At 70.4% G+C, this 25,330-nt stretch carries 25 protein-coding genes; 11 read left to right on the forward strand and 14 right to left on the reverse strand.

The features are described from left to right. Window positions 1–72: 72 nt before the first annotated feature. Complete coding sequence (locus tag AB0F17_RS63330; protein ID WP_358046299.1) at window positions 73–1,707, reverse strand: phospholipase A2; 1,635 nt, start codon at window positions 1,705–1,707, stop codon at window positions 73–75. A gap of 628 nt (window positions 1,708–2,335) precedes the next feature. Between AB0F17_RS63330 and AB0F17_RS63335 the strand changes: the two genes are divergently transcribed. Both AB0F17_RS63335 and AB0F17_RS63340 read left to right on the forward strand, forming a co-directional pair. Continuing rightward, entirely contained in the window at window positions 2,336–3,013 is a 678-nt protein-coding gene (locus AB0F17_RS63335; RefSeq protein WP_358046302.1) for a DUF4328 domain-containing protein, read from the forward strand. Between the two features lie 72 nt (window positions 3,014–3,085). Then, complete coding sequence (locus AB0F17_RS63340; protein WP_358046305.1) at window positions 3,086–3,715, forward strand: TetR/AcrR family transcriptional regulator; 630 nt, start codon at window positions 3,086–3,088, stop codon at window positions 3,713–3,715. 6 nt (window positions 3,716–3,721) lie between these two features. Here the strand turns inward: AB0F17_RS63340 and AB0F17_RS63345 are convergent, their stop codons facing one another. From AB0F17_RS63345 to paaA, 7 genes are all read right to left on the reverse strand, one after another. Continuing rightward, a complete protein-coding gene (locus AB0F17_RS63345) occupies window positions 3,722–4,564 on the reverse strand; it encodes a 3-hydroxyacyl-CoA dehydrogenase family protein (RefSeq protein WP_358046308.1) in 843 nt (280 codons plus the stop codon). After that, entirely contained in the window at window positions 4,561–5,301 is a 741-nt protein-coding gene (locus AB0F17_RS63350) for an enoyl-CoA hydratase/isomerase family protein (protein ID WP_358046310.1), read from the reverse strand. The genes AB0F17_RS63345 and AB0F17_RS63350 overlap by 4 nt, the downstream gene beginning before the upstream one ends. A 77-nt stretch (window positions 5,302–5,378) precedes the next feature. Then, complete coding sequence (gene paaE, locus AB0F17_RS63355; RefSeq protein ID WP_358046313.1) at window positions 5,379–6,470, reverse strand: 1,2-phenylacetyl-CoA epoxidase subunit PaaE; 1,092 nt, start codon at window positions 6,468–6,470, stop codon at window positions 5,379–5,381. A gap of 1 nt (window position 6,471) precedes the next feature. After that, complete coding sequence (paaD, locus tag AB0F17_RS63360) at window positions 6,472–6,972, reverse strand: 1,2-phenylacetyl-CoA epoxidase subunit PaaD (protein WP_358046315.1); 501 nt, start codon at window positions 6,970–6,972, stop codon at window positions 6,472–6,474. Further along, entirely contained in the window at window positions 6,969–7,874 is a 906-nt protein-coding gene (paaC, locus tag AB0F17_RS63365; protein ID WP_358046318.1) for a 1,2-phenylacetyl-CoA epoxidase subunit PaaC, read from the reverse strand. The genes paaD and paaC overlap by 4 nt, the downstream gene beginning before the upstream one ends. 28 nt (window positions 7,875–7,902) lie before the next feature. Beyond that, window positions 7,903–8,196 (reverse strand): 1,2-phenylacetyl-CoA epoxidase subunit PaaB, encoded by a 294-nt coding sequence (gene paaB / locus AB0F17_RS63370; protein WP_358046321.1) that lies wholly within the window; start codon window positions 8,194–8,196, stop codon window positions 7,903–7,905. Continuing rightward, window positions 8,193–9,164: a 1,2-phenylacetyl-CoA epoxidase subunit PaaA gene (paaA, locus tag AB0F17_RS63375; RefSeq protein WP_358046324.1), complete on the reverse strand. Its 972-nt coding sequence runs from the start codon at window positions 9,162–9,164 to the stop codon at window positions 8,193–8,195. Before paaA ends, paaB begins: the two co-directional genes overlap by 4 nt. A gap of 104 nt (window positions 9,165–9,268) precedes the next feature. Between paaA and paaZ the strand changes: the two genes are divergently transcribed. Then, window positions 9,269–11,353, forward strand: a complete 2,085-nt coding sequence (paaZ, locus tag AB0F17_RS63380; protein WP_358046327.1) for a phenylacetic acid degradation bifunctional protein PaaZ — start codon at window positions 9,269–9,271, stop codon at window positions 11,351–11,353. Window position 11,354: 1 nt separating this feature from the next. Beyond that, the gene (locus tag AB0F17_RS63385; RefSeq protein WP_358046330.1) at window positions 11,355–12,353 is read left to right on the forward strand and encodes an enoyl-CoA hydratase-related protein; all 999 of its coding nucleotides are present in this window, start codon (window positions 11,355–11,357) and stop codon (window positions 12,351–12,353) included. A 156-nt stretch (window positions 12,354–12,509) separates the two neighbouring features. Here AB0F17_RS63385 and AB0F17_RS63390 read toward each other — a convergent pair whose 3' ends face one another. Genes AB0F17_RS63390 through AB0F17_RS63400 form a run of 3 tightly spaced genes read right to left on the reverse strand, consistent with a single transcriptional unit; the run spans window position 12,510 to window position 16,769 of the window. Then, window positions 12,510–13,673 carry a M20 family metallopeptidase gene (locus AB0F17_RS63390; protein ID WP_358046333.1) on the reverse strand — a complete coding sequence of 388 codons (1,164 nt, stop codon included), beginning with the start codon at window positions 13,671–13,673 and terminating at the stop codon, window positions 12,510–12,512. After that, a complete protein-coding gene (locus tag AB0F17_RS63395; protein WP_358046336.1) occupies window positions 13,670–15,178 on the reverse strand; it encodes an aldehyde dehydrogenase family protein in 1,509 nt (502 codons plus the stop codon). The genes AB0F17_RS63390 and AB0F17_RS63395 overlap by 4 nt, the downstream gene beginning before the upstream one ends. A 28-nt stretch (window positions 15,179–15,206) precedes the next feature. Beyond that, window positions 15,207–16,769, reverse strand: a complete 1,563-nt coding sequence (locus AB0F17_RS63400; protein ID WP_358046339.1) for a GMC family oxidoreductase N-terminal domain-containing protein — start codon at window positions 16,767–16,769, stop codon at window positions 15,207–15,209. Between the two features lie 137 nt (window positions 16,770–16,906). Between AB0F17_RS63400 and AB0F17_RS63405 the strand changes: the two genes are divergently transcribed. Continuing rightward, on the forward strand, window positions 16,907–17,389 hold the full coding sequence (locus AB0F17_RS63405; protein ID WP_358046342.1) for a hypothetical protein: 483 nt from the start codon (window positions 16,907–16,909) through the stop codon (window positions 17,387–17,389). A gap of 10 nt (window positions 17,390–17,399) precedes the next feature. Here AB0F17_RS63405 and AB0F17_RS63410 read toward each other — a convergent pair whose 3' ends face one another. After that, window positions 17,400–17,888, reverse strand: coding sequence for an Lrp/AsnC family transcriptional regulator (locus AB0F17_RS63410; RefSeq protein WP_358046345.1), 489 nt, complete (start codon window positions 17,886–17,888; stop codon window positions 17,400–17,402). A 141-nt stretch (window positions 17,889–18,029) separates the two neighbouring features. Between AB0F17_RS63410 and pdhA the strand changes: the two genes are divergently transcribed. From pdhA to AB0F17_RS63425, 3 genes are read left to right on the forward strand one after another with little or no spacing between them, the layout of a single operon-like run. Next, the gene (gene pdhA / locus AB0F17_RS63415; protein WP_358046348.1) at window positions 18,030–19,136 is read left to right on the forward strand and encodes a pyruvate dehydrogenase (acetyl-transferring) E1 component subunit alpha; all 1,107 of its coding nucleotides are present in this window, start codon (window positions 18,030–18,032) and stop codon (window positions 19,134–19,136) included. 1 nt (window position 19,137) lies between these two features. Beyond that, on the forward strand, window positions 19,138–20,154 hold the full coding sequence (locus AB0F17_RS63420) for an alpha-ketoacid dehydrogenase subunit beta (protein WP_358046351.1): 1,017 nt from the start codon (window positions 19,138–19,140) through the stop codon (window positions 20,152–20,154). Further along, window positions 20,151–21,566, forward strand: coding sequence for a dihydrolipoamide acetyltransferase family protein (locus AB0F17_RS63425; protein WP_358046354.1), 1,416 nt, complete (start codon window positions 20,151–20,153; stop codon window positions 21,564–21,566). The genes AB0F17_RS63420 and AB0F17_RS63425 overlap by 4 nt, the downstream gene beginning before the upstream one ends. A 66-nt stretch (window positions 21,567–21,632) precedes the next feature. Here the strand turns inward: AB0F17_RS63425 and AB0F17_RS63430 are convergent, their stop codons facing one another. Continuing rightward, window positions 21,633–22,034, reverse strand: a complete 402-nt coding sequence (locus AB0F17_RS63430; RefSeq protein WP_358046357.1) for a DNA-binding protein — start codon at window positions 22,032–22,034, stop codon at window positions 21,633–21,635. Next, entirely contained in the window at window positions 22,031–22,279 is a 249-nt protein-coding gene (locus AB0F17_RS63435; RefSeq protein ID WP_358046360.1) for a hypothetical protein, read from the reverse strand. Before AB0F17_RS63435 ends, AB0F17_RS63430 begins: the two co-directional genes overlap by 4 nt. Before the next feature lie 511 nt (window positions 22,280–22,790). On the opposite strand from AB0F17_RS63435, the gene AB0F17_RS63440 reads away from it, so the two are divergent. From AB0F17_RS63440 to AB0F17_RS63450, 3 genes are all read left to right on the forward strand, one after another. Continuing rightward, complete coding sequence (locus AB0F17_RS63440; RefSeq protein WP_358046363.1) at window positions 22,791–23,813, forward strand: sigma-70 family RNA polymerase sigma factor; 1,023 nt, start codon at window positions 22,791–22,793, stop codon at window positions 23,811–23,813. A gap of 36 nt (window positions 23,814–23,849) precedes the next feature. Beyond that, the gene (locus AB0F17_RS63445; protein ID WP_358046365.1) at window positions 23,850–24,677 is read left to right on the forward strand and encodes an SgcJ/EcaC family oxidoreductase; all 828 of its coding nucleotides are present in this window, start codon (window positions 23,850–23,852) and stop codon (window positions 24,675–24,677) included. Window positions 24,678–24,795: 118 nt separating this feature from the next. Further along, window positions 24,796–25,182, forward strand: coding sequence for a hypothetical protein (locus AB0F17_RS63450; protein WP_358046368.1), 387 nt, complete (start codon window positions 24,796–24,798; stop codon window positions 25,180–25,182). Window positions 25,183–25,330: the final 148 nt, after the last annotated feature.

Here is a 25,330-nt window from a genome sequence, read left to right on the forward strand (position 1 = left end):
GCCGCCATCCGGCCCGAGGAAGGTCCCGGAGGAAGGTCACAGCGCAGGTCTTACGTTGTGCTAGCGCTGTTCTTAGGGCATACCGAAGAGCAGGACGGCCGCGTAATAAACTGATGCGAGCTTCTTGCAGGAGGGCCGCACCAGGAAGAAGTAGCCACCGCACACCTTGTCCTTCAAGGTGATGTAGAAGCGGGTGTCCACATCGGCCTTTCGCCAGAGAGTGCGGTCGAGGTAATACTTGTAGTGCTTCTTCTGGTTGGTCATCAGGCCGTACCCGTAGTCGTGGGAGTCACAGGCCGGTCGGAAGTCGAACCCGAGGGGGCGGTCCGGTCCCGGCTTCGTGCAGTGGTCGTGCACGATGCCCCTGACCTTGAAGCCGCTGGCGGTCCGCTTCCAGTCGGGCTTCTTCCAGCTGCCGCCGTGGAATGCCCAGGCCGAGCAGCCCGACTTCGTGTACCACATCCAGGTCTTGGCGGTGTCACACTTCTTCGGGTAGGACTGCGGGGGATCCACGCCGTCCGGCAGGAAGTCACCGGCCGGCGGCTCGGTGGCGTTGGGGTCGTCGAGTCCGGCCGCGCCCTCGGTCGTCCCGCCGTTGGCCGGCATGTCGGTGCCGGTGGCGGTCACCTGGGGAGCGGCGACACCCGCCGGGAAGGTGAGCTGCCATGCGCCGTTGCTGGCGGACTCGATCGACGACAGGCGTCCCACCGAGTCGTAGGCGTAGGTTCCCTGAGTGATGCCGACGCTGGGGTCGGTCACGGTGCGCAGCAGGCCGTTCGGGTCGTAGGAGTAGCTGGCCTCGGTCTGCGGCGCCTGGGTTCCGTAGGCGACCGTGGCCACCTTGAGCCGACCCGCGTAGTCGCCGAAGGAGGCGCCGGTGGCCGTGGTGGTGGTGGCGTAGGTGAACCTGGTGACGGACGCGGGGTTCTCGCCACGGGCCGGTTCGTTGACGGTGCTGACCCGGGCCTGGGTGTCGTAGGTGATCGTGGACTTGCCGAAGGCGACGGTGCCCACGCTGGTCACCCGCCAGGGGTCGGCGGTCGGTGCCCCGGACGGGCGTGCCCAGGTGTAGGTGAGCTGGATGTCGGCGTCGCTGACGGGGGTGCCGTCGGCGTTGGTCATGGGCTCGTCGCCTGGGTCCAGGGCGCCCAGAACCGTCTTGTACGTCTCGGTCGTCGTGGTGCGCATCGCTCCCACGACCGCGTCCCACTTGGTGGTTTCGGTGATCTTGGATCCGTCGGCGGCCTCGTAGATCGTGATGGCGCCGCCGTCGGGGGTTGAGACGCTGCTCTTGAGGGGGTAGCTGGTCGACGTCCCTTCGTCGAGTTCCGTGACGACGAAGGTGCCGTTCTGGTTCTCCAGTTTCCGGTTGATCTGCCCACCTTCGAACTCGGCCTGCCAGCCCGGCCCGAAGACGCCCAGCTCGGGGCGGGTGGCCGGGGCCGACTGCGGCCGGGCCAGGTCACCGCCAGTCAGAGCCACACCGTGCTTGCGGCTGATCGCACCCGCGGACACGTCCAGCTCGGCGAGCTGGAAGGTCTTGGTGTCGGCGGAGTACTGGCCGGGGCCGATCTCCTGAACGTCAGCCAGCGGGGGATCCGCGAGCACGGTGGCGGACGTGCCGGCGGAGGTGGCCACGGCGACTTCTGGGGCGAGGAAGGGGAAGAGCATCGCCGTGAGGGCGACAGGGAGCGCTAATCGGCGCAAGTGGTGCCTCCAGGTAAAGGCAGAAAGTGATTTGATCACCTGGAGAGTAAGTGTTGGTAAATCGATTTGACAAGGGCTCTCTCCGAACGGGGTTCGAATCGCCTATGAGGCTATGCCTCGGGTGCGATTTATTCATGCGTCTACGCAGGTCGAGGGGCCTTGTGGTGAGTTTATGGCGAATTTATGGCCATGGTGTGGGGCCTTCGATAATAATGACCTCGACGGCAGGCGTGAGGGCTTATTCAGTCATTCACAAATGCGGGACCGTGGGAAAATGGGCGCCGCCGGCACCCCTGGTGGTCGTCCATGGTCAGGCGCTGCAAGGGCGTGGGTGAGACCTCGCCCGGCGGGGCGGGCGCGGGCCTGCTGATCGCAGCCGTCCGCGCCCGCCGCGCTGGTCCGTCACCCCGGCGGACCGGCGGGAGCGGCCTGACGCTCCACTGGGCGGGGACCTGGAGGGTGAAGCGTTCGTGCCCGCGCTCCCGTACCGGGAGATCTGCCCGTCGGTGACCGCGATCCCGGGTTGATCACGAAAGGGTGCCGGGGTCGGAGACTTCATTCCATCCCGCCGGTCGGCGTGGCGATACTGGCAGGCCATCTCGTCGATCTCGGTTTTGAAGGGCTTCCCATGCACTCGCCACCATTTACGCCATCTCCGCCGTTACGTCCGGTACGTGGCCTGGCCAACCTCGCTCTCGGCGCGCTGGCGTTCGACTGCCTCACGGGTCTCGCCGTCGCCGTGATCGACTTGCGGGAAGTGGCGATCATCAACCGGGTGATCAGCGACCCCGACTCCGTCAGCGATGCGGAGATCGAGTCGAGCGACACGATCTACGCCGCGTCCGGATACGTGGAGACGGCGGTCTTCGTCCTGGCCGGCGTAGCGTTCCTGATGTGGATGTTCCGGGCCCGGGCGAACGCCGACCTGCTGGCACCCGGCGAGCAGCGGCACCGCAAGCCCTGGCTGATCTTCGGCTGGATCGTCCCGATCATCTCCCTCTGGTACCCGAAGCAGATCATCGACGACATCTGGGGCGCCTCCCGCCGGATCGACCAGTCACCCCGCTCCGGAGTGATCATCGCCTGGTGGGCGGCCTGGCTGCTCAGCTCCTGGGTGGCCCGCGTGGTCGGCAACCTGCTCATCAAGGCTGACGACCTGGAAGGGATGGCCGCCGCGGCCAAGTTCGACGTGGTGAGCATGGCGATGTGGATGGTCGCTGCGGCACTCGCGGCTACGGTGATCGTCCGTACCACCAACGCGCAGGAAACGCGGCGGCTGGCGCCTTCCGCCGAGCCCGCCTACTGACCAACCCCGGGGTACGTCAGGCCCAGTCCCGCCTGTGGAAGGGCGTCTGATCTGCCGTGAGATGCTGCATTCGTGACGACGACCGAGCCAGCCGAACCGACTCCGCGCCGTGGTCGAGGCCGTCCCGGCTACGACCAGGCGGCGATCCTGCGCGCCGCGGTGGAGCTGTTCAACCGCAAGGGGTACGACGCCACGAGCATGGGAGACCTGGCCAAAGAGCTCGGGCTGACGAAGCCGGCCATCTACCACCACGTCACGAGCAAGGAGCAACTGCTCGGCCAGGCACTCGACGACGCCCTCGACGAGCTCACCGCCGCCGTGACCGCGGCCTCTCGCGACCGGGCCGAGGCGACCGCCTACGAACGGCTGCGCGAGGTGGTGCGGCGCAGCGTCGAGGTCCTCGTGGCGCACCAGCCCTCCGTCACCCTCCTTCTGCGGGTGCGTGGCAACAGCGGGCTCGAGCTGGCCGCCCTGGAGCGGCGCCGCTGGCTCGACGACCGCCTCGCCGCGCTCGTCGCGGACGCGGTCGAGGAGGGCTCCCTGCGTGACACCGTGCCGCCGGCGCTGGTGAGCCGGCTGCTGTTCGGCATGGTGAACTCGCTGGTCGAGTGGTACCGCCCGGACGGCGTGTACGACCTGGCGACGGTCGCCGACGCCATCACCGTCATCGCCTTCGACGGCCTGGCCAAGCACGAAGTCTGAACCCTCTCACCAGGTGTAGAAGCCCTGGCCGGTCTTGCGGCCGAGGTGCCCGGCGGCCACGAGGTCGCGCAGGATCCGCGGCGGCTCGAACCGGGGTCCGAGCTCGCGTGCCAGGTGTTCGGCGATCGCGAGCCGTACGTCGAGTCCCACCACGTCGGTGGTCCGCAGCGGCCCCATCGGATGCCGGTAGCCGAGGGTCATCGCCGTGTCGATGTCGGCCGCGCTCGCGACACCCTCCTCGAGCATCCGCATCGCCTCGAGCGCCAGGCAGACGCCGAGGCGGCTGCTCGCGAAACCCGGCGAGTCCGAGACGGTGATCGGTGTCTTGCCGAGCGCGACCACCCAGTCCTGCGCCCGCGCCACGAGCGCGGGCATGGTGCGGCGCCCGGTGACGATCTCGACGAGGTCGCTCACGGGGACGGGATTGAAGAAGTGCAACCCGAGAAAGTGGTCCGGTGCGGCCAGGCCGGAGGCCAGCCCGTCGATCGACAGGCTGCTGGTGTTGGAGGCGAGCACCGCGCCCGGCGCCCGCTGCTCGGCCAGGGCGAGCACCCGGGCCTTGAGCGCCGCGTCCTCCGGGACCGCCTCGACGACGAGCTCGCAGGGGGCCAGCTCGCCGGGGTCGGTCGTCGTCCGCAGCCGGGAGACGGCCTCCTGGAGCGGGACATCGAGCCGGTCTTTGGCGTGGGCCTTGGCCAGGCTGTCGGCCACCCGGGTCCTGGCCTGGTCAGCCGCCTCAGGGTTGTTCTCCACGACGATCACGTGGCTGCCCGAGGAGAGGAAGGCGTGCGCGATCCCCGACCCCATCCGCCCGCCGCCGAAGACGCCCACCGTTCGTGGCAGGGTCATGACCTTCGCTCCTGCCGCCGGTCCAGGAATGCCGTCATGCGGGTGTGTTTCTCCTCTGTCTCGAACAGGATCGCCTGGGCGACGTCGTCGATGAACGGGTGCGCTGCCCGCGGGGCGTGGAAGACGGCCTTGGTCAGCCGGGTCGCCAGCGGCGCCCGCGCGGTGATGCGGTCGGCGAGCCGATGGCCGGCGGCGAGCAGGTCGTCGGGCTCCACGACGTCGTTGAGCAGGTACACGGCCCGCGCCTCCTCAGCCGTGAGGATGCGGCCCGCAAGCAGGATCTCCTTGGCCAGGGGTTCGCCGACGAGTTCGGCCAGGCGCCAGGCCGCGCCGGCCGCCGCGATGATGCCGAGGTCCGTCTCCGGGTTGCCGATGCGCGTACGTGGTGTGCCGATCCGGAAGTCGCAGGCGTAGGCGAGCTCGGCGCCGCCGCCCAGGGCGTGCCCGTCGACGAGGGCCACGGTCGGCATCGGCAGCCGGTGGATCCGGTCGAAGATCTTCGAGTTGATGCCCCGCAGCGCGTCGTCCCGGTTGCGTTCGCGGAGCTGGGCGATGTCCGCTCCGGCCGCGAACGACGGCCCTTCGCCGGTGAGGAGGACGACGCGCGGCTCCTCTTCGACGGCGGCGCACGCCTGGTGGAGCGCGGAGACCAGCTCGCGGTCGATCGCGTTGCGGACCTCTGGTCTGTTGAGCCGCCACACGACCCGGTCGGCCCCTTCTTCGACGATCAGAGTCATGGCCGCTCCAGCGGGAGAGCGCCGCCGGAGACGAGGAAGGCTTGGGTCACGAAGAACTCCTGTCAAAGGGAACGAGATCAGGCGTCGTAGTCGACGGTGACACTCTCGCCGACCGGGAACGTCTGGCAGGTGAGCACGAACCCGGCGTCCACCTCGGACGGTTCGAGGGCGTAGTTGCGGCGCATGTCGACCGCGCCCTCGCGGACGACGGCACGGCACGTCCCGCAGACGCCGCCTTTGCACGCGAACGGCAGATCGGCACGCGTAGCCTGGGCGCCGTCGAGGATGGTCGTCTCCCGGGAGACGGTCGACGTCGCCCGCAGCCCGTCGAGCACCGTCGTCAGTACGCTGGTCGCGCCGGCCGGCGTCTCGTCGGCCCGCCGCGGCCGCGGTGGCGGCGCGTCGACGTAGAAGAGTTCGATGTGGACGTTCCGCGCGGGGACGGCGAGATCGGTGAGCACCGCCCGCGCGTCCTGGATCATGCGCAGCGGCCCGCAGAGCCAGACATGATCGAACACCTCGACCGGCACCAGGTCGGTGAGCAGGCGGCGCAGCCGGTCGCAGTCGAGCCGGCCCGAGAACAGCTCTACTTCGCGTGGTTCACGCGAAAGGACATGGACGAGCTGGAACCGGGCACCATAGCGGTTCTTCAGGTCGCCGAGTTCCTCGGTGAACATCACGGTACGGCTCGTGCGGTTGCCGTACAGAAGCGACACCTGCGCGCCGGGGTGGGCCAGCACCGTCGAGGCGACCGACAGCATCGGGGTGATGCCCGACCCGGCCGCGATGCACAGGTGCCGTTCTCCCCGCGCCGGGTCGGCCCGCCAGGAGCCGGTCGGAGTCTGCACCTCGATCCGCGTCCCCGGCACCACCTCGCGGACGAGCCAGGAGGAGAAGAGCCCGCCCGGTATCTCGCGGACCCCGATGCGCGGCGCGGCGCCGGCCGGCGCGCAGATCGAGTAGGACCGCCGGTGCTCCCGCCCGTCCACGAAGCGGCGAAGGGTGAGCGACTGCCCCGCCTGGAAGGCGTACGCCTCACGCAGTTCGTCGGGCACGGCGAACGTGATCGCCGCGGCGTCCTCGCACAGGTGGTCGACCGCCGCCACGGTCAGCGGCTGGAAGGTGGCGGACGCCCGGGTCGGCGCCGGTCCGGGCGCGAGCGTGGTCATCTCATATCTCCTTGACATGCTCGAACGGCTCAAGGCAGTGGGTACAGGTGTAGAGGGCCTTGCAGGCGGTGGCGCCGAATTCGGAGGTCAGCCGGGTGGCCGTCGAACCGCAGCGCGGGCAGTTCGGGGCGGGCCGCCTCGGCCCGAGCGTGAGCGCGATGGGCCCGGACGTCCGCCGGGCCGGGCCGGGCGCGGACAGGCCGGCCTCCCGAAGGGCGGCCCGGCCGCGTTCGGAGATCCAGTCGCTCGACCAGGGCGGGTCGAGCACGACGCGTACCTCGACGTGGGGGAAGCCCGCGTCGTTCAGGTGGTGGACGAGGTCGTCGCGCATGGTGGCCATGGCCGGGCAGCCGGTGTAGGTCGGGGTGATCGAGGCGATGACGATCTCGTGGCCGTCCGCCGTCCGCTCCACGTCGACACCGCGCAGTACGCCGAGGTCGGCGAGGGTGAGCATCGGCATCTCGGGGTCACGTACCTGCCCGGCGACCTCGACGGCGTTCACCAGCGCCCGCTCGGGTGTGCGCGTGCGACCACCTGCATCTCGGCGATCAGACCGGCGAAGTCCTCGGTGTGCGTGCCCGTCCGTCCGCCGCCCGCCAGGGGTGGGCGGTCCGGGCGGGCGACGCCGCTCACGGCGAGTACCTGGTCGAGGACGGCGTCCACCTCGCCGCGCGTGGCGGCGGGGTCGACGCCGACGCCGGCGCGAGCGAGCGAGAGCTCGACGGGGTGCGTGGCGACCAGTTCGGGCTGGAGCGGCCACAGGGCGCCGAGTGCTGTGACGAGCCTGCTGCGTGATTCCTCGGTGCCCTGTGCCAGGGTGAGGAACCAGCGGGCCGCCCAGTCCCTGTGGTAGGTGACCTCCTTGACGCCCTTGCCCGCCACCGCGGCCAGTACCGTGTCGCCGCTCGCCCGCAGCCGCTCCAGCAGCGCGAGCCGGGCCACCGAGAACAGCAGCAGGCGGACGACCACGTGCCCGAAGTCGCCGTTCGCGACCTCGGCGAGACGCACGTTGCGGAACTGCCCGGCGTCACGGAAGAACGCCAGCGCGTCCTCCGCGGGCACCGGCGAGCCCTCGGGGAGCGCGGGCAGGAGACCGGGGTCGGCGGCGGCCGCCCGCGCCAGGAGCAGGCGCGCCTGCCCGAGGAGGTCGAGGGCGATGTTCGCCAGCGCGATGTCCTCTTCGAGGTCCGGCGCGCGGCTGCACCACTCCGTCAGGCGCTGCGACATGATCAGGGCGTCGTCGCCGAGCATGAGGCAGTATTCGCCGAGTTCGGTGTGGTCGACGCCGTCGGGCACCGTCGTGTCGACGCCGGCCAGCGGGTCCTCGAAATCGGTGCCGAACGCCCACTGGGAGGAGTCGCCGCCGAGCAGGCCGTCGTAGATGCTGCCGTGTTCGTCGCTCATGGTGATGGGTGTTCCGATCGTGTGGTGCTCACATGTGCGGGACGTTATCGGGAATGTCGTAGAACGTCGGGTGCCGGTAGACCTTGTCGCCGTTCGGCGCGAACAGCGGGTCCTTCTCGTCCGGGCTGGAGGCCGTGATGACGTCGGCCCGTACGACCCAGATGCTCACGCCCTCGTTGCGCCGCGTGTAGACGTCACGCGCGTGCCGTACGGCCATCGTGTCGTCCGGGGCGTGCAGCGACCCGACATGGACGTGGTTGAGGCCCCGCTTGCCGCGGACGAAAACCTCGTAAAGCGGCCATTCCCGCCGATCGCCGCTCATCGCGCGGCCTCCTCGACGGACGAGCACGCGCCCGCCCCGACGGGCCGGTCGGCGAACGCCGTCGCGGCCTCGCGTACCCAGGCGCCGTCCTCGTGGGCGGCGCGACGGTGGCGCAGCCGCTGGGCGTTGCACGGACCGTCCCCGCGGATGACGGCGGCGAGCTCCTCCCAGTCCGGCTCGCCGAAGTCGTGGTGCCCGCGTTCGTCGTTCCAGCGCAGGCCAGGGTCGGGCAGCGTCACCCCGAGCGCGTCGGCCTGCGGGACCGTCATGTCCACGAACCGCTGGCGCAGCTCGTCGTTGGAGTTGCGCTTGACGCCCCACGCCATCGACCGCGCGCTGTTGGTGGACTCGGTGTCCGGCGGGCCGAACATCATCAGCGCCGGCCACCAGAACCGGTCGACCGACTCCTGGACCATGGCCCGCTGGGCGTCGGTGCCGCGCATCATCGTCATGAGCAGCTCGTACCCCTGGCGCTGGTGGAAGGACTCCTCCTTGCAGATGCGGATCATGGCGCGGCCGTACGGTCCGTAGGAGGTCCGGCAGAGAGGAACCTGGTTGCAGATCGCGGCTCCGTCGACCAGCCAGCCGATCGTGCCGACGTCGGCGTAGGACAGCGTCGGGTAGTTGAAGATCGAGGAGTACTTCTGCTTGCCGGCGAGCAGCAGGCCGGTCAGCTCGGCGCGGGAGACGCCGAGGGTCTCGCACGCCGAGTACAGGTAGAGGCCGTGCCCGGCCTCGTCCTGCACCTTGGCCAGGAGGATCGCCTTGCGGCGCAGGGACGGGGCGCGTCCGATCCATTCGCCCTCGGGCTGCATGCCGATGATCTCGGAGTGCGCGTGCTGGGCGATCTGGCGTACGAGCGTCCGACGGTAGGCCTCCGGCATCCAGTCCCGCGGCTCGATCCGGTCGTTGCGCGCGATGGTCGCTTCGAACCCGGCAAGCAGCCGCTCCTCCGCCTCAGCTGTCATCTTCCCTCCAAAGCTTCGGTCATATTTACTTATCACTCGGTCAGTAATACGGTTGCACGGGTCGGGGCTCCTGCGCAAGAGGTCCCCCCAAGGGAGGAGACAAGGTGAGCGCGATTCTGGAGAGCTACGCCGCCGGACGCTGGTTCCGGGCGGCGGACGACGGGGAACCCCTGCTCGACGCCGCCACGGGCGAGGAGGTCGCGCGCGTCTCGAGCCGGGGCCTGGACGTCGCCGCGATGGTCCGGCACGCCCGGGACGCCGGCGGACCCGCGCTGCGATCCCTGACCTTCCACGAGCGGGCGGCCCTGCTCAAGGCGCTGGCCAAGCACCTGTCCGAGCGCAAGGAGGAGCTGTACGCACTGTCCGTACGGACCGGCGCCACCGCGCGGGACACGATGATCGACGTCGACGGCGGCATCGGCACCCTGTTCAGCTACGCGAGCAAGGGCGTCCGCGAGCTGCCGAACGACACGGTCGTCCTCGACGGCGGCCTCGAGCGCCTGGGCAAGGGCGGCACCTTCGTCGGCCAGCACCTCTACACCTCCCGTCCGGGCGTCGCGGTGCAGATCAACGCCTTCAACTTCCCGGTCTGGGGCATGCTGGAGAAGCTGGCCCCGGCCTTCCTCGCCGGGCTGCCGACGATCGTCAAGCCCGCGAGCCAGACCGCGTACCTCACCGAACTCGCCGTCCGCCGGATCATCGAGTCAGGCATCCTGCCCGAGGGAGCGCTCCAGCTCGTCGCCGGCGGCGCGGGCGGGCTGCTCGACGAGCTGACGGTTCAGGACTCCGTTGCCTTCACCGGCTCGGCGCACACCGCGGGCATCCTGCGCCGCCACCCGAACGTGCTCGACGGCGGCGTCCTGCTCGGTGTCGAGGCCGACTCCCTCAACTGCTCGATCCTCGGGCCCGACGTGCGGGCGGACGACCCGGAGTTCGACCTGTTCGTCAAGGGCGTCGCCACCGAGATGACGGTCAAGGCGGGACAGAAGTGCACGGCCATCCGCCGGGTGCTCGTTCCCGAGGCGATGGCCGGCCAGGTGATCGAGGCGCTCGCCGCCCGCCTGGCCAAGGTGACCGTCGGCGACCCGCGCAACCCTGACGTGCGGATGGGCCCGCTCGCCAGCCTCGGCCAGCGCGACGAGGTACGCAAGGCCGTCGAGGCGCTGACGGCGAGCGCCGAGGTGGTCTACGGTGCTCCCGGCTCCGGGGCGTCCCTTCTCAACGGGGTCCCCGGCCCTTCCTCGCTGGACGGCGACCCCGAGCGCGGCGCGTTCATGACCCCGCTCCTGCTGCGCGCCCGTCCCGGCGCCACCGAGCCGCACGACGTGGAGCCGTTCGGGCCGGTCGCCACCGTGCTCGCCTACAACGGCCTGGACTCGGCGATCGGGCTCGCGGCGCGCGGCAAAGGCAGCCTCGTCGCCTCCGTCGTCACCCATGACCCACAGGTCGCGCGGTCCGTCGTGCTCGGCCTGGCGCCCTGGCACGGCCGGGTCCTCGTCCTGGACAGAGACGACGCCAAGGAATCCACCGGGCACGGTTCGCCGTTGCCCGTCCTCGTACACGGCGGCCCAGGACGGGCCGGCGGTGGGGAGGAGCTCGGCGGCGTCCGCGGGGTCCTACACCACATGCAGCGCACCGCCGTCCAGGCCTCCCCGGACCAGCTCACCGCGATCACCGGACGGTGGACGACGGGCGCCGCGCGTACCGAATCGGGCGTTCACCCCTTCCGCAAGTCGCTGGCGGAGCTGCGCGTGGGCGACACGATCGGCTCCGCGCCGCGGACGGTGTCGCTCGCGGACATCGAGCACTTCGCCGAGTTCACCGGAGACACCTTCTACGCGCACACCGACGCCGCGGCCGCCGCGCGAAACCCGCTGTTCGGCGGCATCGTCGCCCACGGGTACCTCGTCGTGTCCCTGGCCGCCGGGCTCTTCGTCGACCCCGCGCCCGGACCGGTCCTGGCGAACTTCGGCGTGGACGGGCTGCGCTTCCTCACCCCGGTCAAGGCCGGCGACGCCATCGACGTGACGCTGACCGTCAAGCAGATCACCCCGCGGGCCGGCGCGGACTACGGCGAGGTCCGCTGGGACGCCGTCGTGACCAACCAGGACGGCCAGGCGGTCGCCACCTACGACGTGCTGACCCTGGTGGCCAAGACCTGGCTGGCGACACCCGCCGAGGAGTCCTGACATGGACACCGCCTCGACCACTCCTGGCGCCTCGACCACTCCCGGTGCGTCGACTGCGCCCGCCGCCCCAACCGCGCCCGGTGCGTCGACCACTCCCGGCGTCTCGACCACTCCTGGCGTCTCGACCACTCCTGGCGTCTCGACCACTCCTGGCGTCTCGACCACTCCTGGCGTCTCGACCACTCCTGGCGTCTCGACCACGCCCGCCGTCCCGGCGGCTCCGGTCGTCCTCGAGCGTGACGGGGCCGTGGCCGTTCTGACGCTCAACCGCCCGGATCGCCGCAACGCGCTCGACGCCGCCCTCAAGACGGCGTTGCGCCGGAGCCTCGAGGAGGTCGCGTCCGATGCCGCCGTCCGTGCCGTGCTGCTGACCGGCGCGGGGAACGCCTTCTGCGCCGGTCAGGACCTCGCCGAGCACGCGGCCGCTCTCCGCGCCGACGCCGGCCACGCGTTCGACACCGTCGAGGAGGACTACGCGCCGATCATCCGGCTCGTGGCCACGATGGGCAAGCCGGTCGTCGCCGCCGTCAACGGCACGTGCGTCGGCGCCGGGCTGGCCCTCGCGCTGGCCTGCGACCTGCGGGTCCTGGCCGAGGAGGCCGTGCTCGCGACGGCGTTCACCGCGATCGGGCTGACGTGCGACTCCGGGCTGTCCATGACGCTCGCGCGGGCGGTCGGTGAGGCCCGGGCCAAGGAGCTCGTCCTGCTCGGCGAGTCCTTCAGCGCCCAGCAGGCGGTCGCGTGGGGAATCTCGGGACGCGTGGTCCCCCGCGCGAATGTCGGTACGGCGGGCCGTGAGCTCGCGGCCCGCCTCGCGGCCGGGCCGACCGCCGCCTACGCCGAGTCCAAGCGGTTGATCGCGCAAGCCTGGGACCAGGACCTCGGGACGGTGCTCACGACCGAGGCCCGCGCCCAGGCGCGCCTGGGCCGGACCGCCGACCACGCCGGAGCGGTCGAGGCGTTCCTCACCAAGCAGCAGCCCGTCTTCGAGGGGCGCTGAACTCCCGCCCTTCGGCACGGTCATCGCCCCGGCCACCTGCGAGGTGACCGGGGCGAACACCGCCACTTCCCTGCACACCCGCTCTTCCCGAACGCCCGCTCTTCCTGAGCGCCAGGCGTTCCTGAACGCCAGACTTCTCTGAACGCCCGACGGGGCTCAGCCGTGGGCCGCGCGCTGTGCCGATGAGGCGCGGGCGAGGTCGACGGCGGTCCATGCCATGGCCGTGGCGCCGTCGAGGACCGCCCTGTCGGCGGCCGGGGTGGCGCAGGCCGCGGTGAACTCGGGCTGATGGTTCACCGCGGGCAGGCAGTCGAGCCCCAGCATGGGATGGATGCTGGGCACGACGTGGGAGACGTTGCCCATGTCGGTGGCCGCACCGGCCGGGGGACCGCCGGGCAGATCCGGGAAGACCCGCCCGAGCGCCTCCGCATTGGCCCGGTACAGGCCCAGCATGACCGCGTCGGGCCGCAGGTCGGCGTAGTCGGGGGCCGGCGGAGTGACCATCAGATCGCACCCGGTGGCCAGCGCCCCGGCCTCGAAGCAGCGCCGCACGCGTGGCTTGAGCTCGGCCAGTGCCTCCAGAGTGGAGGATCGGACGATCCACCGGCCGTGGCTCGCGTCGGGGATCACGTTCGCGGCCGTACCCGCCTGGTTGACGATGCCGTGGACGCGGTCATCGGCGCCCGTCTGCTGGCGCAGCAGCCCGATCGCCACCTGCGCGATGGTCATCGCGTCGGCGGCGTTGACGCCGAGCTCGGGGTACGCGCCGGCGTGGGCCGGCTTCCCTCGGTAGGAGACCTCGAACTGGGCGACCGCCGAGCCGGGCATCGCCGCCATCTCGACGGCGGCGGGGTGGACCATCATGGCGGCGTCGAGGCCCTCGAACGCGCCGCGTTCCAGCATGAGGATCTTGCCGCCGCCGCCTTCCTCCGCCGGCGTGCCGAGGACGGTCACGGTCAGCCCGAGATCGTCGGCCAAGCCGGCCAACGCGGCTCCGGCGCCGACCGCGGCGGCGGCGATGACGTTGTGCCCGCAGGCGTGCCCGATGTCGGGCAGAGCGTCGTACTCGGCGCAGATGCCGATGTGCAGCGGACCGGTGCCCACTGTCGCGCATACGGCCGTGGGCAGGTCGTAGCAGCCGTGCTGGACGTCGAAACCGGCGGCGCTCAGCGCGTTCGCCACCCACGTGCTCGCCAGCGTCTCCTCGAAGGCGAGCTCGGGGTGGGCGTGGATGCGGTGGGACAGGTCGATCAAGCGGCCGTCCCAGGCGCCGACGGCGTCGGCGGCCTGCCGCTTGGCGCCCAGGACCGCAGGCGTCACGCGCTCGGAGCGCTCGGAGCGCCCGGAGCGCCCAGAGTGCCCGAAGCGTCCAGAGTGCTCGGAGCGCCTGGAGCGCCCGGGGCGGCTGGGGCGGCCGGGGCGACGTGGATCGAGACGGGCCGGGTGGCCGCGTCGTAGGCCGCCCGGGACCCGGTCGCGCCCATGCCGCTGTCGCCGGCCGGCTCGTACAGCCGCTCGGGGCCGCCGCCCTGCCACTGGTTCACCCAGACCACCCCGGCGGGGATGCCGCGCGCCGAGACCATGTGCGCGGGGTCGTTGGTGTACACGGTGGCGGCGAGGCCGAAACGCGTTCCGGCCGCCTTCTCCAGGCCCTCCTCGAAGGAGGAGACGACGGCGACCGGGGCGAGCGGGCCGAAGGTCTCCTCGGTCATGACCAGCATGGAGCCGTCCACGCCGGTGAGCACGGTGGCGGGATAGAAGAAGCCCTTGCCCTCGGGCACGGTTCCGCCCGCGCGGATGGTCGCGCCGCGCTCGACGGCGTCGTTGACGTGCCGGACCACGATGTCGCGCTGACGCCGGTCGACCAGCGGGCCCAGCACCGTGCTCTCGTCGTGCCCGTCTCCGAGGGCGAAGGTGCCGGCGACGTCCACGAGGGCGTCGACGAACTCCTCGGCGATCTCGCGGTGCACATAGATACGTTCCATCGAGGTGCAGATCTGGCCCGTGTTGACGAACGCGCCGAACGCGACCGCCGCGGCGGTCGCGACCGGGTCGACTCCCGCGTCGACGACCACGGGATCCTTGCCACCGAGTTCGAGGATCGACCGGTGCAGCAGGGCCCCGCTCTCCGCGCCGACCCGGCGTCCGGCCTCGACGGAGCCGGTGAAGTGCACGAGCCCGATCCGCTCATCGGCGACCAGCGGTGCACCGGCCCGGGAGTCGCCGAGGACGAGGTTCACCACGCCGGCCGGCAGGTCCATCAGCTCCAGCAGCCGCACCGCCGACATCGGCGAGCGTTCGGACGGCTTGAGCACGACGGTGTTGCCCGCGGCCAGCAGCGGGCCGAGCGCCCCCAGTGCCATGGGCACCGGGAAGTTCCACGGCACGATGATCGCCGTGGCGCCGAGCGGTCTGCGCAGGATGGTGGTGCCGCTCCCGTCCGGACCGGTGATGGTCTCCTCGAACCGGTAGTCCAGGGCCTCGGTCACCGCCGCCTTGAACCCCTGCGTCGCGCCCGCGATGAAGGTCCGGCCGAGGGCGACGGGCTTGCCCATCTCGCGGCATTCGATCTCCGCCAGCTCGTCGGCGTGATCGGCGATCGTGTCAGCCCACCGGCACAGGCGCGCCACGCGTTCGGCGACCGGCAGCGCCGCCCAGGCCGGCTGGGCCTGGGCGGCCGCGTCCACGGCCTGGCGGACGTCCTCCGGTGAGCCGCTGGGGCAGCGGGCGACGACCTCCTCGGTCGCCGGGTTGATCACCTCGTGGAAGGCGTCACTGCGGGAGTCCTCCCAGATGCCGCCGATCAGGTTCTGCAGGGTCTTCACGAAACGGTGCTCCTTCGCCAGAATCCGGTCAGCCGAGACGGTCGGCCATGAGCTCGCCGACCATGATCGATGCCAGGTTGGTGTTGGCCCGCGGTACGGACGGGAAGATCGACGCGTCGACCACGCGCAGACCGTCGACCCCGAGGACACGGCAGGACGGGTCGACCACCGCCGTGGCGTCGCCGGGTGCTCCCATCCGGCAGGTGCTGGTGCCGTGCTGGGCGTCCACCGCGGTGGCGAGGAGGTGATCGTCGAGTTCGGCGTCGTTGGCCAGCACCGCGAACAGCCGGCTGTTACTGGTCTCGACGGAGCCCGCGATGATCGGGGCGACCTCGGGGCCGCGCGCCAGCTCGACCAGGGCGCGTACCCCCTGACGCAGCCGCTCCAGGTCGCGGGTGTCCGACAGCATCCGCTCCCGGACCTCGGGCTGGGCCTCCGGGTCGGCGGAGGTCAGCGTCAGTACGCCGCGCGAGTGGTTCTGGTTCAGCCACACGCCCAGGCCGCCGGCCGGGAACCGCGTGTCGGCGGCCTCCATGGACAGGACGTTCTGGTTCAGGGAGACGAACATCATGTCGTGGGGGAGCCCCCCGGGCCCGCTGGTGTAGCGGACGCAGACATTGGTGTGGCGGTCGTCGGCCGTCTTGATGGCGGCGTCCGTGGTCAGCGGCAGCTCGACGACGATCATCGGATGGTCCTGCATGCCGAGGCCGACCGGGAGCTCCCGCCGCACCGCGATCCCCAGCCGGCGCAGGTCGGCCGCCGGGCCCATCCCCGACCGCATCAAGATCGCGGGGGAGTGGATCACGCCCGCGCTGAGCACGATCTCGTCCGCGTACTCGGTCGTCGCCGTCCCGTCCACGATGGCCCGGACGCCGACGGCGCGGTCACCGGAGAAGACGACCCGGTCCACCAGCGCCTCACCGCGTACGGTGAGGCCGGGCAGCGACCGGGCCGGTTCGAGGTAGCCGTCGTTGACCGTGACCCTGCGCCCGGCGCGCGAGTTGATCGGGTACGGCGAGACCCCGCTCGCCTGAGGCGCGTTCACGTCGGGAGCCCAGGGGTGTCCAGCGGCGAGCGCCCCGGCGCACAGCGCGGCGTCCACACCGCCCCACTGTTCCCGCGGCATGCGGAAGATCGGGGTCGGACCACCCTTGCCGTGGTACGGCTCGTCCCCGAACTCCTCGTCGTCCTCCAGCTTCGCGAAGTAGGGGAGCACGTCCTGCCACGACCAGCCGGCGCATCCCGCCGCGGCCCAGTCGTCGAAGTCCTCCATCGGCGGACGGATCGCGATCTGCCCGTTGATCGACGAACTGCCGCCCACACCCCGGCCCCGCCAGTACGGGCCCTGCGGCTGCTTGTCGGTCCGGGAGGAATGGACGCCCGCCCAGACCAGGCCCTCGGTGGCACTGGGGTCCAGCAGCGCGCGGACGGGGTTCGGCGACCGCCACGCCTCGTGCATCCGCGCTGAGCGGTAGTCGGGTCCGGCCTCCAGAAGCAGGACGCGCTTCCCCCGCTCGGCGGAGCGGGCCGCGAGCGTCGCGCCGGCGGAACCCGCACCCACGACGATGATGTCCCAGCCCGTGCCTGTCACGGCGAACCTCCTGCGTTCGGCTCACGGAGCGCGGCTCCGGAAATGCCCGGACCGCTGTTAGCCGGTAGACTGCCCCCCAGCGGGAAGTTCAGTCAATAGTGAAAGTTCATTTTTTTCTGAACGGATGGTGTCCGTTGGTGCTCAGCCCTGTCGGTGACGAAGCTCTCGGCGCTGCGAATCCGCTGATCGACGACTTCGGCCTGCACATCGGCCGTGCCATGGGATGGCCGCCGATGGCGGGGCGCGCCGCGGGCGTCCTGATGCTCAGCGAGGCGCCCATGACGATGGTGGACCTGCAGAACGCCCTCGACGCGAGCAAGGGCTCGGTCTCCGAGATGACCCGTCTGCTGGTGCTCAGCGGAACCGTGCGGCGCTTCAAGGAGCCCGGCTCCCGCCAGTACGTGTACGAGTGGCGCGACGACGCCTGGATCGGCTGCCTGCACCACCAGCTCGAGCAGACGGTCGAGCTGCTGGCGCTGGCCGAGAACGCGCAGACGCACGCGGCCGATCTCCCCGAGCCGCAGCGCGGGCGCCTGAGGGAGATGCGCGACTACTACACCTTCATGGTGCGGCACATCGAAGCGATCCTCGAGGAGTACAGGGCGGCCCGGGAGAGCTGACCGGCACCGCTCAACTCTCCCGCGCCGCCCACTCCGTGCCCAGGCCACGGGCCTCCTCGAAGACCAGCCACGTGCGGGTGGCGCGGACACCGGGGATGTCCTGGATGCGCTCCAGCACCACGTGCCTGAGCACCTCGTTGTCCGGCGTCCTGACCAGCACCAGGACGTCGTAGTCGCCGCCGACCATCGCGAAGTGCTCGACGTACGGGGTCTCGCGGAGCCTGGCCGACACCGAGCGCCAGGAGTTCTGCTCGATGGTGACAGAGACGTACGCGCTGGTGCCCAGGCCCGCCTTGTGCGGGGCGAGTTCGGCCGTGAACCCGGTGATCACCCCATCGTCCATCAGCCGCGTGATCCGGGCGTAGACGTTGGCGCGGGAGATGTGGACGCGCTCGGCGAGGGTGCGCATCGAGATCCGGCCGTCGCGCAGCAGTTCGGCGATGATCGCGCGGTCCACCCCGTCCAACTGGCTCGCCGAACGTCCCGGCAAGCCACCCACAACGCCCTCATTGGCTGACAATTGGCCCTCCCCAAGTCCTGATTTAACCCATTTGTCGCCCATCATGCCTGATGTCTTGAACAGATGGCTCTGGAAGAAGACGCTTCTCTTGTCAAACGTCCAGAGAAAGTGAGCGTCGCCATGTACTCGAGGACGAGTCGCCCAACGGTCGACGGCCTGCTTCCCTCACCCGTGCCGGTGCGCTTCGTGGCCGAGGACGGCACGGCCGTCCAGCCGCCCGCCGGTTACCCGGCGCCGGCGGACGAGCGGCTGCTGGAGGCGTACCGCCGGATGGTCCTGGGCCGCCGCTTCGACCGTCAGGCGACCGCGCTGACCAAGCAGGGCCGGCTCGCCGTCTACCCGTCCAGCCGCGGGCAGGAGGCCTGCCAGATCGCCGGAGTGCTCGCGCTGCGCGAGGACGACTGGCTGTTCCCCACCTACCGGGATTCGGTGGCCCTGGTCTCCCGCGGCCTCGATCCCGTCGAGGTGCTCACCCTGCTGCGGGGCGGCTGGCACTGCGGGTACGACCCCGCGGCCACGCGGGTCGCGCCTCAGTGCACCCCGCTGGCCACCCAGACCATTCACGCGGTGGGCATGGCCGAGGCCCTACGCCGCAAGGGCCAGGACGCCGTCGTCATGGCCTTCATCGGCGACGGCGGCACCAGCGAGGGCGACTTCCACGAGGCGCTCAACTACGCCGCCGTCCTCCACGCCCCCGTCGTGTTCTTCGTGCAGAACAACAAGTACGCGATCTCGGTACCACTGGCCAAGCAGAGCGCGGCTCCCGCGCTCGCGTACAAGGGGATCGGCTACGGCATCCCTTCCGAGCAGGTGGACGGCAACGACCTCGTCGCGGTGCTGTCGGTTCTGACCGCGGCCGTGGCACACGCGCGGGTCGGCGGCGGCCCCTTCCTGGTGGAGGCGCACACCTACCGCATGGACGCCCACACCAACGCCGACGACGCCACCCGCTACCGGGAGACCGACGAAGTCGAGCGGTGGCAGTCGGCCGACCCCCTTGCCCGCCTGGAGACCTACCTGCGCGAGCGCGGCCTGCTCGACCCGGAGGCCGTCGCCTCGGCGCACCAGGCCGCCGAGGAGTTCGCCGCGCGCCTCCGCGACGAGATGAACGCCGACCCCGAGACGGACCCGTTCGAGCTGTTCGACCACGTCTTCGCCGAGCCCACGCCCCAGTTGCGCGAGCAACGGGCACTGCTGGCGTCCGAGCTGACCGCCCCGGAGGACTGAGATGACCGCGATGACGATGGCGAAGGCGCTGAACGCCGCGCTGCGCGACGCCCTGCGCGAAGACGAACGTGCTCTCGTCTTCGGCGAGGACGTGGGCCCGCTGGGCGGCGTCTTCCGCGTCACCGACGGGCTGACCAAGGAGTTCGGCGAGGAGCGGTGCTTCGACACCCCGCTGGCCGAAGCGGGGATCGTGGGCCTCGCCGTGGGCATGGCCATGGGCGGCTTCCGCCCGGTCGTCGAGATGCAGTTCGACGCCTTCGCCTACCCGGCCTTCGAGCAGATCGTCTCCCACGTGGCCAAGCTGCGCAACCGCACGCGCGGGCGGCTGTCGCTGCCGATGGTGATCCGGATCCCGTACGCGGGCGGCATCGGTGGGGTCGAGCATCACTGCGACTCCAGCGAGGCCTACTACGCGCACACTCCGGGGTTGAAGGTCGTGACCCCCGCGACCCCCGATGACGCGTACTGGCTGCTGCGCGACGCCATCGCCGACCCCGACCCGGTGATCTTCATGGAGCCCAAGCGGCTGTACTGGTCCAAAGGCGAGACCGCGCTGGAGGTTCGGCGCGCCGCGGGGTTCGGACGGGCGGCGGTGCTGCGCGAGGGGCGCGACGCGACGCTGGTCGCCTATGGGCCGAGCATCCCGGTGGCCCTCCAGGCCGCCGAAGCCGCGGCCCAGGACGGCCTCGCTCTGGAGGTGGTGGACTTGCGGACGATCGTCCCGTTCGATGATGCGACCGTGGTGTCCTCGGTACGCAAGACGGGTCGTTGTGTGGTGATCCAGGAGGCTCAGGGGTTCGCGGGAGTGGGTGCGGAGATCGCGGCCCGCGTACAGGAACGCTGCTTCCATTCGCTGGCCGCGCCGGTGCTGCGCGTCTCGGGGTTCGACATTCCGTACCCGCCGCCGATGCTCGAGCACTCGCATCTGCCGGACGTCGACCGGGTTCTGGACGCCGTAGATCGGCTCCAGTTCGGCGACGAGCCCGACGTCTTTCACCTGGCGGGGGAGGCGTCATGACGGACATCGCTTCTCGGCAGGTGTTCCGCCTGCCCGACCTCGGCGAAGGCCTGACGGAGGCCGAGATCGTCGAATGGAAGGTCGCCGTCGGCGACACGGTCGAAATCGACCAGATCGTGGTCGAGGTCGAGACCGCCAAGGCGGCCGTGGAGGTACCGGTCCCGTACGCCGGGATCGTCCTGAGACTCCACGCGGGGGCGGACACCGTCCTGTCGGTGGGCGAACCCCTCATCGAAGTCGGCCCGGTCATCGAAGTCGGTCCGGCGGACAACGTGGACGGGACGGCGCCCGCCGCGGAGCGCGACGTGGACCCGGACGCGGCCCGTTACCGCGAAGAAGAGCAGGCAGGCTCTGGCAACGTCCTGATCGGGTACGGCACCGGCCACACCTCCGGCACGCGCAGACGGCGCCGCGGCGTCTCTCGGACCGCCAACCGAGAGGCCCCTGATTCCGCTTCCCAACCCGCAGCCGAACCGGAGTCTACGGCCGGCCACGCACCCCGCGTGATCTCTCCGCTTGTCCGCAGGACCGCCCGCGAGCACGGAGTGGACCTCGCCACCCTTAGGCCCACCGGACCTTGCGGAGTGATCCTTCGCCGCGACGTCGAGCGGGCCATCGCCGCCAGCGTCGGCGTCAGCGAGGCGCCGCTGGACTCCGTGGTGCCGCCTGCGCCCGTGCCCGTGCTCACTCCTCCGCCCTCGGTGACCGGAACGGCATTGACGGCGGAGCGCATCCCCCTGCGCGGCCTGCGCCGGGTGGTGGCCGACAAGCTGACCCGCAGCCGCACCGAGATCCCCGACGCCACCACCTGGGTGGACGTCGACGCTACCGGCCTGCTCGCGATCAAGGACGCGTTGCGACAGACCCGCCCAGATCTGGGCATCGGGTTGCTCGCGCTCCTGGCCCGGATCTGTGTGGCCGGCCTGCGGCGGTTCCCCGAGCTGAACTCCTCGGTCGACACCACCCATGCCGAGATCGTCCGGCACGGCCACATCAACCTCGGCTTCGCCGCGCAGACCGATCGCGGCCTCGTCGTGCCAGTGGTCCGGGAGGCGCATCTGATGACGACCGCACAACTCGCCGCCGAACTGACCCGGCTCACCGGCCTCGCCCGCTCGGGCAGGCTGCCTCCCGCGGCGCTGACCAGCGGCACGTTCACGCTCAACAACTACGGCGTCTTCGGCGTGGACGGATCCACCCCGATCATCAACCACCCCGAAGCGGCACTCCTCGGCATCGGCCGCATCATCGACCGGCCCTGGGTGTCCGACGGCTTGGTCGTGCCCCGCAAAGTCACTCAGCTGTCCCTCACCTTCGACCACCGAGTCTGCGACGGCGGCGCCGCCGGCGGCTTCCTGCGCTACGTGGCCGACTGCGTCGAGAACCCCGCCATTCTGCTGGTCCACGTGTAGCGAAAGGGACGTGCCAGGACCACGGTAAGCCGAACTGGGATAGGGAGGACAAGGGCCTTTACATGCTCAAATGCCGATGAGCCGGACACGATGGCCACACAATCGAGCCATGTCATCGACATCCGAGGTGAGCATGGCCACAGGGCCGGGCTGGCGTAGCGCCATCTCGGCGATCGTCGCGTCGATCGCATACTTGTGGCCGTGCAGACCTGCCGTCTTGAGCAGATCTGCGGACGCCTTCGCCGCACCCTCGGTAACCGGCTCGACCTTGACGCGAGAGAGTACCCATTGCAGCCGAGGCATGTTCACCCGCGTGTGGCTGACCTCCACGATGGTGTTTGCGCCGATCACGAGATCGGCGCCCACGGTGTGAAACACCTGGAACATCCCGAGAATCTTGCGGTCCTGCGCGATCCAGGCGGAGAGTCCCTGGGAATCCAGAACCACGGTCTGGATGTGCTCGATCACACCGTGCTCGCCGAACCGCCGGGGTCCGTCTCCCCGAAAATCCTGGTGTGAGCTTCGATCAGCTCCTCGTCGGTAAACTCCCCGTGCTCCTCCTGGTGACGCACGAGCTCGGCACCGAGAAGTTGGTGCCGCAGTTGGCGTGCCACCGCCTCGGCGACAAAAGCGGAGACGTTGTCGGTGAGTTTCCTGAGCTCGGCGACCTGGTCATTCGGCAGTGTCACCGTGATGAGCGTCGTATCCGCCATGGAGCAAGCATACTGCGGTATGCGCGCCGGGCCTGGCCTTGCTTGGATCTCCGCCTGCCGTGGGGCGCGGAGCACAGTTATCGCGGACGCTGTTGGCGAAGGCGAGCTGCGGCACGACGGATCTCCTGCAGGTAACGGGGTTCGTGATGGCCGATCCCATGCTGATTCGATGGTGCCGAGTCGGTCGATTTTCTCAGGCGACAGGCCGGTGAGCGCGACGACACTTGACGTGAGTAAGCCGTCCAGCACCTTCATCGACTCGATCGTGCCCGACGATCCGGACCGGCTGGAGCGGGGCCCAGGCAGCCGCTGCACACAGGCCAGTGAACGGCTATGACTGGTTCGTGGCCACGACGTAGACCAGTACAGACTCGTCGGGAAGCAGGGCTGACGCGGCGCTGTCGCGCGCTGTGCGAAGGCGGTTGTCTTCCAGCCAGAGGCGCGCCCACTGTGCCTCGTCACCAGACCTCGGGCGATAGCTTGGCGCGCAGGAGATCAGGACGGGGTGGCGATGCGGATCGAAGCGAGCCGGGCGGAGACGGCGGGGCTGCTGGCCGCGGCGCGGGCGGGGGACCAGGAAGCGTTCGCCCGGTTGGTAGGGCCGTTGCGGGAGGAACTGCGGGCGCACTGTTACCGGATGCTGGGGTCCGTGCACGACGCGGAGGACGCCGTGCAGGACACGCTGGACCGGGCCTGGCGCAATCTGGGGCGATTCCAGGACCGCGGGTCGATCAGGCCGTGGCTGTACAAGATCGCGACCAACCGGGCGCTGACGGGCATCGAGCGGCGCGGGCGGCGCGAGTTGCCCATCGACCTGAGTCCCGCGAGTGCGCCGGTGGCGGAGGTGGCCTGGCTGGAGCCGTACCCCGATCGGCTGATGAGCTGGACGGCGGAGCTGGGCCCCGAGGAGCGCGTGGTGGCGCTGGAGAGCGTGGAGCTGGCGTTCGTCGCCGCGTTGCAGCACCTGTCGGCCCGGCAGCGGGCGGTGCTGTTGCTGCGCGAGGTTCTCGGATATGCCGCGTCCGAGACCGCCGGCCTGCTGGACACTACGGTGGCGGCGGTCAACAGCGCTCTGCAGCGGGCCAGGAAGGTGCTCGACGGGCTGCTGCCCGAGGCCACTCAGCAGCGGACGCTCGGTCAGGCGCAGCGGGAGGTGGCCCGCCGGTACGCCGCCGCCTGGGAGGCCGGTGACATGGACGCCATCGTGGCCATGCTGACCGAGGACGCGAAATACTCGATGCCGCCGCTCGCGGCCTGGTACCAGGGCCACGACCGCATCCGCGCCTTCCTGGCCGCGGGGCCGATGGCGCACCGCTGGCGGTTCCTGCCGGCTCGGGCGAACGGGCAGTTGTCATTCGGCACGTTCAGGTGGGACGAGGGGCGGGGCGTCTACGTGCCGGCTGGCCTGGACCTGCTCGTCCTGCGCGGTACACGGATCTCCGAGGTCGTCTCGTTCCTGGAGGCCGATTTCGCGGACTTCGATCTCCCGGTTGAGCTGGGGAGCGATGAGTTTCCGGATCGGCCCGGGTTGTAGTCCTGACGGACACATCAACCTGGAAGGACTGGAGCCATGCTCACCGATGAGGAGCAGATCCGCACGCTGATCGAGCGCTGGGCCGAGGCGGTGCACGCCGGCGACCTGGAAGGCGTCGTCGCCGACCATGCGGACGACATCGTGATGTACGACGTGCCGCCGCCCCACCAGGGCGTTCGCGGCATCGAGGCCTACCGGAAGACGTGGCCCGACTTCTTCCGGTGGCTGGCGCAGGGGGCCCTGTTCGAGATCGAGACGCTGGACGTGAACGCCGGCGGCGACGTCGCGTACGCGTACGCGCTGCTGCGCTGCGGCATCCCTGAGGAACTGGCCGGCGAGCCGGACACCCGGCTGCGGCTGACGCTCGGCCTGCGCAAGCAGGACGACCGATGGGTCGTCGCGCACGAGCACCACTCGTTCCCGATCGTGGATCGGGACGCGGCGGAGCGGGAGGTGCGCCGGGTGCACCAGCGCTGGTACGACGGCACCGCGGCGAAGGACTTGGACGGCATGATGGCCGCCATCGCCGACGACATCGTCTCGTACGAGCACGAGACGCCTCTCCAGTACGTCGGCGTGGAGGCGGTGCGGGCCGTTTGCGCGAGCGGCCTGGAGGCAGCCGGTGACGCCGTGGTCAGCCTGGACGTGCCAGACCTGAAGATCCTGGTACGTGAGGACCTCGCGGTGGCGTGGGGCCTCAACCGGGTCCGGGTGGAGGCGGCGAACGGGCAGGGCTTTGACAGCTGGTCACGGGGGACGCGAGTGTTCGAGCGGAGGGGCGGCGAGTGGATGATGGTCCACCAGCACCTGTCTGTCCCGCGCGACCCGGTCAGCGGTAAGGCCAAGACAGACCTGCGCCCCTAACCGATTCGTTCCGAGCCGTTCGCCGAGCTGGCAATCCCGGACGATTCGGCGAATCGCGACCCGCAGCTCTTTCGTGAAGCCTCAAGCGCCTGGAGGCGATCACAGAAAGAATGTGTCGGTGAGCAAGACGATCACCTATGCCATCACCTATGCGAACGAGCGGTGGGTGTCGCGTTGCCCCACCGGGGAGGTGGAGGGAGTCGGCGTGGCCAGCTCTTTGTCGCAGTTGGAGTGTGACTTGGCGGAGATCCACGCCTGGGCTTGGCCTGAGAGACCGCCCGGCGTGGGGTTCATCTTCGACCTGCCCGAGGACGTGGCCAGGGTGGTAGCCGAATACAGCTGTGAGAAGGAGCTGGCCGGAGCTCGCACCAATCGCCACTGCTTCGCCACCCGCTCGGCGCTCTTCTACGCAGGACCGCTCGCTCGCGAAGCTGGTCGTTCTCCGCAGACGAACCAGACGGTCTTCCCGTCCGGCGAGGGATCGACACCCCATCGCTCGGAGTAGGCCGCGACGATCGCCAGCCCGCGGCCATGCTCCATGTCCGGATCGGCCTGGAATGTCAACGACGGCTGAATCTGGACCCCCTGGCGTCGTCTGAATTTTGACCCCTTGATGTGCTTGATTGTTATTGGTCGTTGGTGTGGCCAGCTGT

This window comes from Nonomuraea sp. NPDC026600 (assembly GCF_040638335.1).
In the GTDB taxonomy this organism is placed as follows: Bacteria; Actinomycetota; Actinomycetes; order Streptosporangiales; family Streptosporangiaceae; genus Nonomuraea.